The 11,719-nt window shown below is 55.3% G+C and carries 12 protein-coding genes; 6 read left to right on the plus strand and 6 right to left on the minus strand.

Annotation, left to right across the window (positions count from 1 at the left end; translation table 11 throughout):
- Positions 1 to 189: 189 nt before the first annotated feature.
- The gene (locus IQ273_RS10255; RefSeq protein WP_194023070.1) at positions 190 to 1,530 is read right to left on the minus strand and encodes an NAD(P)/FAD-dependent oxidoreductase; all 1,341 of its coding nucleotides are present in this window, start codon (positions 1,528 to 1,530) and stop codon (positions 190 to 192) included.
- On the opposite strand from IQ273_RS10255, the gene IQ273_RS10260 reads away from it, so the two are divergent.
- A complete protein-coding gene (locus IQ273_RS10260) occupies positions 1,530 to 2,309 on the plus strand; it encodes a 4'-phosphopantetheinyl transferase superfamily protein (RefSeq protein ID WP_194023071.1) in 780 nt (259 codons plus the stop codon). The two genes, IQ273_RS10255 and IQ273_RS10260, sit on opposite strands and share 1 nt — an antisense overlap.
- A gap of 25 nt (positions 2,310 to 2,334) precedes the next feature.
- On the opposite strand, the gene IQ273_RS10265 is transcribed toward IQ273_RS10260, so the two are convergent.
- The 3 genes from IQ273_RS10265 to IQ273_RS10275 all read right to left on the minus strand — a co-directional run bounded on the left by IQ273_RS10265 (position 2,335) and on the right by IQ273_RS10275 (position 3,943).
- Positions 2,335 to 3,111 carry a proteasome-type protease gene (locus tag IQ273_RS10265; protein ID WP_194023072.1) on the minus strand — a complete coding sequence of 259 codons (777 nt, stop codon included), beginning with the start codon at positions 3,109 to 3,111 and terminating at the stop codon, positions 2,335 to 2,337.
- Between the two features lie 166 nt (positions 3,112 to 3,277).
- Positions 3,278 to 3,388 carry a photosystem II reaction center protein PsbM gene (gene psbM / locus IQ273_RS10270; protein WP_008313172.1) on the minus strand — a complete coding sequence of 37 codons (111 nt, stop codon included), beginning with the start codon at positions 3,386 to 3,388 and terminating at the stop codon, positions 3,278 to 3,280.
- Positions 3,389 to 3,604: 216 nt separating this feature from the next.
- Entirely contained in the window at positions 3,605 to 3,943 is a 339-nt protein-coding gene (locus tag IQ273_RS10275; protein ID WP_194023073.1) for a 2Fe-2S iron-sulfur cluster-binding protein, read from the minus strand.
- A 365-nt stretch (positions 3,944 to 4,308) separates the two neighbouring features.
- Here IQ273_RS10275 and psbB point away from each other — a divergent pair, with 365 nt between their 5' ends.
- The 4 genes from psbB (at position 4,309) to IQ273_RS10295 (ending at position 7,987) form a co-directional block, all read left to right on the plus strand.
- Positions 4,309 to 5,841, plus strand: a complete 1,533-nt coding sequence (psbB, locus tag IQ273_RS10280) for a photosystem II chlorophyll-binding protein CP47 (RefSeq protein WP_194023074.1) — start codon at positions 4,309 to 4,311, stop codon at positions 5,839 to 5,841.
- A gap of 113 nt (positions 5,842 to 5,954) precedes the next feature.
- The gene (locus IQ273_RS10285) at positions 5,955 to 6,053 is read left to right on the plus strand and encodes a photosystem II reaction center protein T (RefSeq protein ID WP_017300177.1); all 99 of its coding nucleotides are present in this window, start codon (positions 5,955 to 5,957) and stop codon (positions 6,051 to 6,053) included.
- A gap of 208 nt (positions 6,054 to 6,261) precedes the next feature.
- A complete protein-coding gene (gene nrdR / locus IQ273_RS10290) occupies positions 6,262 to 6,786 on the plus strand; it encodes a transcriptional regulator NrdR (protein ID WP_194023075.1) in 525 nt (174 codons plus the stop codon).
- A 223-nt stretch (positions 6,787 to 7,009) separates the two neighbouring features.
- Entirely contained in the window at positions 7,010 to 7,987 is a 978-nt protein-coding gene (locus tag IQ273_RS10295; protein ID WP_194023076.1) for a 30S ribosomal protein S1, read from the plus strand.
- Positions 7,988 to 8,031: 44 nt separating this feature from the next.
- Here the strand turns inward: IQ273_RS10295 and IQ273_RS10300 are convergent, their stop codons facing one another.
- Together IQ273_RS10300 and glgX are read right to left on the minus strand one after the other, a co-directional pair.
- Positions 8,032 to 8,394 carry an MGMT family protein gene (locus tag IQ273_RS10300; protein ID WP_194023077.1) on the minus strand — a complete coding sequence of 121 codons (363 nt, stop codon included), beginning with the start codon at positions 8,392 to 8,394 and terminating at the stop codon, positions 8,032 to 8,034.
- Positions 8,395 to 8,397: 3 nt separating this feature from the next.
- A complete protein-coding gene (gene glgX, locus IQ273_RS10305) occupies positions 8,398 to 10,557 on the minus strand; it encodes a glycogen debranching protein GlgX (protein WP_194023078.1) in 2,160 nt (719 codons plus the stop codon).
- Between the two features lie 265 nt (positions 10,558 to 10,822).
- Between glgX and aqpZ the strand changes: the two genes are divergently transcribed.
- On the plus strand, positions 10,823 to 11,590 hold the full coding sequence (gene aqpZ, locus IQ273_RS10310) for an aquaporin Z (RefSeq protein WP_194023079.1): 768 nt from the start codon (positions 10,823 to 10,825) through the stop codon (positions 11,588 to 11,590).
- Positions 11,591 to 11,719: the final 129 nt, after the last annotated feature.

Below are 11,719 nucleotides of genomic sequence, written 5' to 3' on the forward strand. Positions count from 1 at the left end.
TCAACCCTTTTGGCCTCAACCCCTTTGTCTTCAACCACTCAGGAAAATACTTCATGGCCTTACCTGCCCATCGGGCGCTATGAAAAACCCCGCAGGTTGTCGAACACCACCCCGCTGAGAGCTGACTCTAGCCCAATTGCTTTGGCCAAATTGCCGTATAAACTACAGCCGAGGAAATTTTTGGCATCCTTAGCGCTTCAAACCCAGCCAGTGCTTGAGCACCCGCCAGCGGTGTGCGGAGGTAGGCAGCCGCAGCCAGTAGGCCCAGCGACGCGATAGGCCTCCCAGTCGCCCGGTGATGCAGAGCCCGAACCCACAGACCACGGCTTCTCCCTGACCCAGGGTGAGCATGTCGCCTAGATGATTGTAGATAAAGGGCTTGAGAGGTCGGTTGGCAATCAGTGCTAGCACATTCTGGGCGACCGTAGGACCGGCCTGATAGGCGGCTTGGGCGGTGGTGGGGGCGCGATCGCGTCCAGGAGCAGGCATAGCTGCCATATCCCCCAGCACAAATACGTTGCTGTAATTGGGCAGCTGCAAGGTAGGCTGCACCTGGCACTGGCCAAAGGCGGTCTGTTTGAGGCCATTTTCCCCCAGCCACGATCGCGGCACCGTGCCGACCGTCCAGAGCATTAGATCGGCTTGGCAGTGGAGAGTTTTGCCCTCGTGGCTAAAGGTCAGCCCGCTGGCATCTACCGCTTCAATGGCGGCATCGAGATAGACATCTACCCCCCGTTTGGCCAGGGCGCATGCAGCCGCCCGCTGAAGACGGGCCGGATAGGATCGCAGAATTTCTCCCCGGCGATCGACCACGGTGACGTGACCTCGGGAGCCGAGGCGATCGCTCAGTTTGCAGGCCAACTCGACCCCGCTGGGGCCAGCCCCGGCCACCACCACCCGTACCTGGGGCAAATGCTCGAGTTCCCCCAGCCGCTGCTCCATCTGTTCGGCATCTTGTAGGGTGTTAAACGGCAACGTATGGGTTTGGCTACCGGGGGTAGTCGGGGGTCGCATCTGGCTACCCAGGGCCACGACTAAATAGTCGTAGGTGAGAGGTTCGGCGTGGCGCAAGGTGACTCGCTGCTGGGCTAAGTCGATGTGCTCGGCCCAGTCCTGGCGCAGGTCAACGGTGGTGGGTTTAAGCAAATCTCGGTAGGCGGGGGCAATTTCCCAAGGGGCCAGTTCGTAGGTCAGCAGTTCGTAGAGCAGGGGGGTAAAGTTGAAGCGATCGCGCGGCTCTACCAGGGTAATGCGCACCCGAGACGCTTTGCCCAAGTGCCGATGCAGGGCCAGAGCGCAGTACAGCCCACCAAATCCACCGCCCAAAATGCAGATATGTATCGCTCCCCGTGGGTTGGGGCTAGACGGTCGAAAGGCAGCATGATCGCCTGGGGCGGAGGCAAAGGGCTTAGGTGGCATAGTGCGATGGAGGCGGGGGCTGTGCCAAGGGTGCCCAGCTTGCTGCACAATAGCGCTAGGTTCTTCTCTCGCGATCGCCTTACCCCATGCCGGACCTAGGTCAGGAGCCATTGTCATCTCCAAACTCCGCTGCCGTTGACCTCTGGCTAATCGCTACCGAGACCGTTGAGACACCGGTATTTAACGCCTTAAAAAGCGCGTTATCCACGGGCGAACAGGCTCAACTTCAGCGCATTCGCCTGCCCGCTGCCCAGCGTCAGTTTGTCTTGAGTCGGGGCTGTTTACGCTACCTGCTCAGCCGTTACATCCAGCAATCTCCGTCCTCTCTAACCTTTGCCTATGGGCCTCGCGGTAAGCCAGCGCTGTGCCCCCACCGCCACGGTGCTATTCCAGTCTTCAACCTCTCCCACAGCGGCTCGCGACTGCTCATTGGGATAAGCATCGCCCCGCAGGTCAGGGCGATTGGGGTCGATATCGAGGCGCTGCGATCCGTTAATCGATTGCCGGGGTTGTGCCGCCGCTGTCTTACTCTGGCCGAGGCCCAAACGGTGCTGGCACTGGAGCCACCCCAGGCTGACCACCGCTTTTTGCGCTACTGGACGGGCAAAGAAGCCTGGCTAAAAGCTCAAGGTCTGGGCATCGCCGACTCTATGCAGACGCTAGAGCTAAGCTTGGGGCCACAGGAACTACCCCCAGTGCTTTCTTCAGCGCTTTCTTCAGTGACTATTACTGCTCCTAGCGGGCCAGAGTCTGACGGGGCACTTTATCAGTGGCAGCCAGAAACAGGCTATTTAGCTGCGATCGCAGTCCAATCCCATAGCCACACAGCCCATAGCTTTCACCGGCAACAAACAAACCCTGCGGCTCTAGTCGCAAGCCCGTCCGCCTAGCCAGTTATTCCCGATGCCTCTCCTGCTAAGCATTCCCAAGATCCGGAATGCCCAGGAGCGAAGGGGTACCGTCCTGGTTCCAGGATATATCTGGCATGGCGAGCGAAGCCTCGCGCAGGGCCACCTCCCAGTGCTTGCGCATTTTGATCAAGTAGGGGTCGCCCGCCTGAAACTTTGCTCGATGGCGCACCTCAAAGCTGTTGGCCTGATACATCACCATATGAATGGGCGGCCCCACCGACAGGTTCGATCGCATGGTCGAGTCGATCGAGAGCAACGCGCACTTGGCAACTGCGTCGAGGGGCACGTCAAAGCCCAAGGTTCTGTCGAGAATAGGCTTGCCGTACTTAGTTTCGCCAATCTGCAAAAACGGCGTTTCTGGAGTGGCCTGGATGCAGTTGCCCTGGCTGTAGACCAAAAATAGCTCCGGCGCGTCTCCTTGCACCTGGCCCCCCAACAAAAAGCTGCACTGAAAATCAATTTTGTCTTTTTCCAGCCAGGATCGGTCGGTCTCCTGAAGGGCGCGGATTTGTTCTCCCAAGTAGCGGGCTACGTCGTAAAGGGTGGGCAGGCTGTGCAGATGGGGGGCGCGATCGCGCTTAATATCTTGAGCCAGTTTGTGCACTACCGCCTGGGTAATCGACAAATTACCCGAAGTGCAAAGCATAATGACGCGATCGCCAGGCTTCGAAAAATCAAACAGCTTGCGGTACGACGAAATATAGTCCACGCCGGCATTGGTGCGCGAGTCAGCGGCCAGCACCAACCCCCCCTTCACCAAAATGCCTAAACAGTACGTCATGGGTTCGATAAAAACGTGCGATCGCAGCTGCGGGCGCGGTTAAAGGCAGCCAAAATACTAAACAAAAAAGCGCTGGGCTGACCAGCGCTTTGAAGACTACACCTAACCCCCACAGGCTGGTTCACTGACTCTAACCGACTCAGCATGAACCAAACCTAACAACAGGCTACGAACCCGTTTGCTTACTGGAGGTCTGAATATACAGAATCAGCAGAAAAACCGTCGGTACCAGAACAAAGAGAATGCTGGCTACAAAACCAAGGTTATTAACTTCCATGCTTGCCTATACTCTCAACCCAACAACGTCGCCTCAGAACTTCCGCACTAGCAGCAGCTATCCACCCCTCAGGCGGCTGACTAGCTACCCTAAATTCCTAGAAGCTCTCATGAAACTTAGAATAACACTCTACCCGATGAGAATGTCTGACTAGAAACGCAGTGCTTTAGACAAAACTCACCACAATTCATCGTGGACGGGAGCTAGAGGGCATGCCTAAGCACTCTTTGATGCCTTAGCGGATGCTTTAGCTTTACGATTGGGCTTCGTCACCACCGAAACTGACCCATGCACCGTCGCTTGACAGGCTAGGCGGCAGCTTGAAGGCCACTTCTTCAACTTGCGCTCCTCCACCTGGGTGCGGGGGGAGAGATTTTCGCCACCCGCCACCACATCTACGACACAGGTGCCGCACTGCCCATAGCCGCCGCAGTTCATCAGCTTGCCGCTAAAGGTATAGATATCAATGCGGTTTTCTAGCGCCTTGAACCGCAGGTTAGCCCCATCGGCAACAATAATCTCTGCGTCTTCGTTAACAAACTTAACATTGGCCATCAGGGAAATCTCCTTTGCGTTCTGCGTCAATAATGGCGGTAGATCAAGCCTTTAGCCGCTAGGCCTGGGTGTTTCTATACCGCAACTGCTCGCGATCGCCGCCGCTTAACGGTAAAGCTGCTTGCGAGGGCAATTCGGACTAGTTACACTTCGTTAAGTAATTTCATTGTTACATCTCATCTGTACCAAATGATTCAGCATCCAACAACGGCGTGGCCCGTGGGTAACACCGGGGGCAATACCGGGATAATGGCGTCAAATGGGGCGGTTCTGGGAGCCTGATTCTGATAGGCTAATCAGTATCTGGCCATGCTTAAGACAATTCACAAAACATCACTGTTTTACCTAGAGGAGGAGCGTAGTCAATGGGACTACCCTGGTACCGGGTACACACGGTCGTCGTTAACGATCCCGGGCGACTGATTGCTGTACACCTAATGCATACGGCTCTCGTAGCTGGTTGGGCCGGCTCAATGGCCCTGTTCGAACTATCCACCTTTGACCCCAGCGATCCCGTATTAAACCCAATGTGGCGGCAGGGCATGTTTGTGCTGCCCTTCATGTCTCGCTTGGGTGTGACCGAATCCTGGGGCGGCTGGAGCGTAACTGGCGCAACTGCCGTCAATCCTGGCTTTTGGTCTTTTGAGGGCGTAGCTGCCGCTCACATCGTGCTGTCGGGTCTGCTGTTTTTGGCTGCCTGCTGGCACTGGGTCTACTGGGATCTAGACCTATTCCGCGATCCTCGCACCGGTGAACCGGCGCTGGATCTGCCCAAGATGTTTGGTATTCACCTATTTCTCTCAGGGCTCCTCTGTTTTGGCTTTGGGGCCTTCCACCTGACCGGCCTCTGGGGGCCTGGTATGTGGGTTTCTGACCCCTACGGGCTTACTGGCCATGTCCAGGGAGTCGCGCCAGAATGGGGAGCTGCTGGCTTTAACCCCTTCAACCCAGGTGGTATTGTGGCTCACCACATTGCTGCCGGTATTGTGGGCATTATTGCTGGTCTGTTTCACCTGACGGTGCGCCCACCACAGCGACTGTACAAAGCGCTGCGCATGGGTAATATCGAAACCGTTCTCTCTAGCAGCATTGCGGCGGTATTCTTTGCCGCCTTTGTGGTGGCAGGTACGATGTGGTACGGCAGCGCTGCTACGCCCATCGAGTTATTTGGCCCCACCCGCTACCAGTGGGATGGCGACTACTTCAAGCAAGAAATTCAGCGGCGGGTACAGGCCGACGTCAACGGTGGGTATTCCCTGGCCGAGGCCTATGCCGGTATTCCTGAAAAACTGGCTTTTTACGACTACGTCGGCAACAGCCCGGCCAAAGGTGGTCTGTTCCGGGTTGGCCCCATGGTTCAGGGCGACGGCATTGCTGAAGGCTGGCTAGGCCACCCCGTCTTTGAAGATAAGGAAGGTCGCGAACTCTTTGTGCGTCGCCTGCCCAACTTCTTTGAGACCTTCCCCGTGGTGCTGGTCGACAAAGATGGCGTTGTCCGCGCTGATATTCCCTTCCGCCGGGCTGAGTCTAAGTACAGCTTTGAGCAGACTGGGGTGACTGCTACCTTCTACGGCGGCGATTTGGCTGGTCAAACCATTACCGAGCCCGCTTTGGTCAAGCGCTACGCCCGTAAGGCGCAGCTAGGCGAGCCCTTCGAGTTCGATCGTGAAACCCTCGGCTCTGACGGGGTATTCCGCACGAGCACTCGCGGCTGGTTCACCTACGGTCACGCGGTGTTTGCGCTGCTGTTCTTCTTTGGCCACATCTGGCACGGGTCTCGTACCCTGTTCCGCGATGTGTTTGCTGGGGTAGACCCCGACCTGTCTGCCGAGCAGGTGGAGTGGGGCTTCTTCCAAAAGGTGGGCGATACGTCTACCCGTAAAGAAGAAACCGTCTAGTTTCCTACACGTTGAGCTGCCTGACGGGTGAGATAGATCTTCATCCGTCGGGCACTTTACTTACAATCCTTGTAGACTAAAGATAATCTGGTTGATTAGGAGCCTCTTTAACCATGGAAGCTGTCGCTTATATCTTCATTTTTGCCTGCATTATTGGCACGCTGTTTTTTGCGATCGCCTTTCGCGAACCCCCTCGCATTCCTAAAGACTAGTCTTGCTGAAATAGTCTTTTAGAGCCGAATGGTTCTTTGCTGTCCGTAACTTTAGGGAGACTTTCGATTGATTTCGATTGTTTTCTCACAATTTAATTAATATAGAGGCAAGTCTTTCCTACAGATGAAAGGCTTGCCTTTATTTTTTTCCCAAGCTCCCAGCCAGAAAAGGCGGCTTGGTTACCTTTCTCCCATTGGGAGTGTGTCTATGCATTGCCCGTTCTGTCAGCACCTAAATAATCGAGTCTTAGAGTCGCGATCGGCGGAGGCGGGGCGCAGCATTCGCAGGCGGCGAGAGTGTTTGCGCTGCGAGCGACGGTTTACAACCTACGAACGCATTGAGTACGTGCCGGTTACCGTCATCAAACGCAGCGATGATCGAGAATTATTTGAGCGTTCTAAGGTGCTGCGCGGCATTGTACGAGCCTGCGAAAAAACACCAGTCTCGTCGCTGGCGATGGAAGCCATTGTGGATGACATTGAGGCCGAGCTACAGCAGCGCGCTACCCGAGAGGTAACGAGCGCGGAAATTGGTGAAATGGTTTTGGCCAAGCTCCAGGCGATGAACGAAGTCGCCTTTGTGCGGTTTGCCTCGGTGTATCGTCAATTTCAGGGCATTCGCGATTTTGCCGAAACGCTGAGCGAGCTTCAGGACGACCGCTGCGATCGCGCCCTCGACGAAGCCGAAAATGGTCAATCGTCAACTTATGTGGTTTCTGCTCAATCGTTGTAATGCAGTAGCTCCAGTCATCTCCCGTGATCGACTTGATCAATCCTGGCGGTGGGTTATCAACAACACCTCCAATTCAGCTATAATTTTAATCCTGTGGGTTTATCGGACTGTCTATGTCGGCACGCTGCTGCGTGGGGGCAGACTGTCATATATCTGAGTTGATTGTTTTGTACGTCTACACGGAAACCGCAGTACTACGGAGAAATAATAGGACAACACTAGCATGCTCAATCAGGACGTAAAGGACGCTGACATCGGGTTTACACACGAAGACTTTGCCGCGCTACTCGACCAGTACGACTATCACTTCAACCCAGGCGATACCGTCTCTGGCACCGTGTTTAGTCTTGAGCCCAGGGGTGCCCTGATTGATATTGGTGCTAAAACTGCGGCTTATCTGCCCATTCAGGAAATGTCGATCAACCGAGTTGATCATCCTGAAGAGGTGCTGCGCTCCAATGAAACCCGCGAGTTCTTTATTCTCACCGATGAAAATGAAGATGGTCAGCTAACCCTCTCCATTCGCCGCATTGAGTACATGCGCGCTTGGGAGCGGGTACGGCAGCTTCAGCAGGAAGACGCTACGGTGCGTTCTGGAGTCTTTGCCACCAACCGAGGCGGTGCTCTAGTTCGGATTGAGGGCCTGCGAGGCTTTATCCCCGGCTCTCACATCAGCACCCGCAAGCCTAAGGAAGATCTGGTGGGCGAAGATCTGCCCCTGAAATTCTTAGAGGTGGATGAAGAGCGTAACCGACTTGTGCTTAGCCACCGTCGGGCTCTGGTTGAGCGCAAGATGAATGGCTTGCAGGTCGGTGAAGTTGTGCTGGGGGCCGTGCGTGGTCTCAAGCCCTACGGTGCATTTATTGACATCGGCGGTGTTAGCGGTCTGCTGCACATCTCCGAGATCTCCCACGACCACATCGATACGCCCCACAGCGTGCTCAACGTCAATGACGAGATCAAGGTCATGATCATTGACCTAGATGCGGAGCGGGGCCGAATTTCCCTGTCGACCAAGCAGCTTGAGCCCGAACCCGGTGACATGGTCAAGAACCCTGACCTGGTCTACGACAAGGCTGAGGAAATGGCGGCTAAGTACCGTGAAGCCATGCGTCGTCAAGCTGCTGAGCAGGCCGGCGAAGTGGTTGACGAACCCGAAGAAGTCTATGTGGAAGAAGAAGTGGCTGTGACTGTTGATTAATCTAGCTGCCAATTCATGTGGCTGTTAGTTCATCAATAGACCCGCTAATCTAACTTCTCCTTAAATGCTGCCAGCGCCTGCTCGATGACACTATCGGGCGGGTGCCATTTGTATTGACTGAGATTAACTCGACCCCGATGGTCGAACTCAATCCCCTCATCTTCTAGCATGGCCCGCTGAATATAGTCGGTGCCATTGCGCAAAGGCGACTGAGATACCTCACCTTTGGCATTGATCACGCGCTGCCAGGGCACGTCAGGAATCGTCATGTCGACTCGGTATAGAGCGTACCCTACCAGGCGAGGTTTGCCGACTAGCCCCGCCAGCTCTGCCACCTGTCCGTAGGTAGCAACTCTGCCCCTAGGGATTTGACGCACTACGGCATAGATTCGTTCGTAGGTGAGCATGGCCTAGGTTCCGGCACTTTTAGCCCGGGGGCTACCCAGTACGACCAGCGAAAAGTCGGCAACAGCGATCGTGCTGCCTGGTTTATAAATTGGTTTGTCTTTGCAAAAGCCCGTCGGCTCGCTAGTATTTAACACCATCGACCAGCGCTCTTTTTTCACCTCCGACGGAATCTGAAAGTCCTGGGGGTCGGCCTGGGCGTTAAAAAACAGTAAAAAGCTGTCGTCTACAAGTCGCTGGCCAGCGGTTTGAACCGCCATCAATTCTTCACCATTGAGATATACCGCGATCGCTTTAGCCGAGCCATCGTGCCATTGATCGACGCTAATTTCGCTACCGTCGGGGTTGTACCAGCCCAGATCGTGCACCCCAGAACCGTGAATGGCGCGCCCCTGAAACCAATGACGACGAGCAAAGGCAGGGTGCTCCTGGCGTAGTGTAATCAGCTGACGGACAAAGGCCAGCTGATCCTCTTGGGTCGGATCAAGGCTCCAGTCAAACCACGACAGCTTGCTGTCTTGGCAATAGGTGTTGTTGTTGCCCTGCTGAGTGCGACCAATTTCGTCGCCCCCGAGAATCATGGGCACCCCCTGCGACAGAAACAGTGTGGCCAGTAGGTTACGCTGCTGGCGACGGCGCAGGGCCAAAATTTCGGGGTCGTCGGTGTCTCCCTCAGCCCCGCAGTTCCAGGAACGGTTGTAGCTCTCGCCGTCGCGGTTATTTTCATGGTTAGCCAGGTTGTGCTTTTCGTTATAGCTGACTAAGTCTCGAAGGGTAAAGCCATCGTGACAGGTAATAAAGTTAATGCTGGCGTGGGGGCGTTTGCCGTTGGCCTGGTACAAGTCTGAGCTGCCGGTGATGCGAAAAGCAAATTCACCCAGGCGGCAGTCGTGGTCACGCCAAAAGTCGCGCATTGAGTCACGGTACTTGCCGTTCCATTCTGACCACAGCAGCGGAAAATTGCCCACCTGGTAGCCGCCCTCTCCTAAATCCCAGGGTTCGGCGATCAGCTTAATGGTAGACAGGACAGGGTCTTGGTGAATGATGTCGAAAAAGGCGGCCAGACTATCGACCTCGTAGAGTTCTCGAGCCAGCGCTGAGGCCAAATCAAAGCGAAAGCCGTCCACATGCATTTCCAGCACCCAGTAGCGCAGGCTATCCATAATCAGCTTGAGAATCTGAGGATGGCGCACGTTAAGGGAGTTACCGCAGCCGGTGAAATCCATATAGTAGCGGGGGGCATCATCGACTAGTCGATAGTAGGCGGCGTTGTCGATGCCGCGCAGGGTGAGGGTCGGCCCCAGGTGGCTACCCTCACCTGTGTGGTTGTAGACCACATCTAAAATCACCTCAATGCCCGCCTGGTGAAGAGCCTTGACCATCTGCTTAAACTCGTTCACCTGAGCACCGGTTTGCCCAGCGCTGCTGTAGCCACCGTAGGGGGCAAAGTAGTTGAGCGAATCGTAGCCCCAGTAGTTGCGCAGCCCCGTGTTGGCCAAATGCCCTGGGTAAGCGTGGAAATGATGCACGGGTAACAGTTCTACAGCCGTAATGCCCAGCTGGTTGAGGTACTTAATCACAGCCGGGTGAGCTAATCCGGCGTAGGTACCCCGCAGCGGTTCAGGCACCTCGGGGTGGAGCTGGGTTAGCCCCTTAACGTGGGTTTCATAAATAATGGTGCGGTGCCAGGGGGTGTCGAGGGGGCGATCGCCCTCCCAATCAAAACCAGGGTCGACCACCACGGCTTTGGGCATAAACGGGGCACTGTCGACCTCAGAAAAAGACAAATCGAGATTTTCCAGATCATCTGTAGCCTGAATGTCGTAGCCAAAGATAGCCGGGTCAAACTCTACATCACCATCTAGAGCGCGGGCATAGGGATCGATGAGCAGTTTGTGGGGGTTAAATCGTTGTCCAGCTCTGGGGTCGTGGGGGCCATATACTCGAAAGCCATAGCGCTGCCCTGGCTTGACATCGGTCAGATAGCCATGCCAAACATAGTTGTCGACCTCGGTGAAGCGGATCCGAGTTTCTTGATTATTAGCGTCAAATAGACAGAGCTCAACCGCCGTTGCGTTCTCAGAAAACAAGGCGAAGTTTGTGCCCGTGCCATCCCAGGTGGCACCCAGAGGATGGGGACGACCTGGCCAGACTTGCATTCCCATGGTGAGCGCGGCTTCCTAATGACTCCAGGCAGAGGTGTAACGTTGAGGCGATTGTGCCTCTCCTAGGGTAGCAGGCCTGAGGTTCCCAGGCCTAGGCTATCCGCTCGGCGACCGAGGCGATCGCCTGAGTTAACTAAACATTGGGGCTTATCAAACTTTTATAGTCTTACGGTAGTATCGCGCTGAGATATAGGTTGTCGATCCTAGTTTGCATCGATAAACACTAATCGTTCTTGAAAACTTCATCAGATAGGAGTGGTTAGCAATGCCGATTACAAAGCGTTGTTTGGCTGAATTTTTAGGTACGTTGTGGCTGGTGCTGGGTGGTTGTGGTAGTGCCGTACTAGCCGGTGTGTTTCTGGATGGCAGCGGTGCCTTAAATCTGGGTATTGGTTTTCTAGGGGTATCTTTGGCCTTTGGCCTAACCGTACTAACGATGGCCTACGCCATCGGCCATATTTCGGGCTGTCACCTCAATCCGGCAGTGTCGTTTGGGTTATGGGCTGCTGGGCGTTTTCCCAGCAGCGAACTGCTGCCCTACATTGTGGCCCAGGTTTTGGGCGGTATTTTAGGGGCAGGGATTGTCTATGCCATTGCCGCCGGGCAGCCCGGCTTTGCCATTGATCCCACGGTCGGTAATCCTCTTGCAACCAACGGTTTTGGGGCTCACTCGCCAGGGGGCTTTAGCCTGTTGGCCTGCTTGATCTGCGAAGTGGTGATGACCTTCTTCTTTTTGATGATCATTCTGGGTGCCACCGACTTTCGGGCTCCGGTGGGCCTGGCTCCAGTAGCGATTGGTTTGGCCCTGACTCTAATTCACCTGATCAGTATTCCGGTCACGAACACCTCCGTTAACCCCGCTCGGAGCACGGGCCCAGCTCTGTTTGTCGGGGGGCCGCTGCTTGGCCAACTCTGGCTATTTTGGGTGGCCCCCATCCTGGGTGCGCTGCTGGCTGGCTGGGTCTACGCCACCTTCTTTGCCGACGACAGCGAAAAGACTGCTCGAATTGATCGCCCCAAGTCTATTGCCTAGTCCTAGTTCCAACTTATTTTGTGTCGGCTTTCCTGGGCAACGGCCTTCTGCCATTTAACGAAGAGGCAATCAGCAGGTTGCGCACCCAGTTGTCGTGATAGCGGAAACCGTTGAGTTGTTCAAAGGGGC

It is taken from the genome of Nodosilinea sp. LEGE 07298 (assembly GCF_015207265.1).
Taxonomy (GTDB): domain Bacteria; phylum Cyanobacteriota; class Cyanobacteriia; order Phormidesmidales; family Phormidesmidaceae; genus Nodosilinea.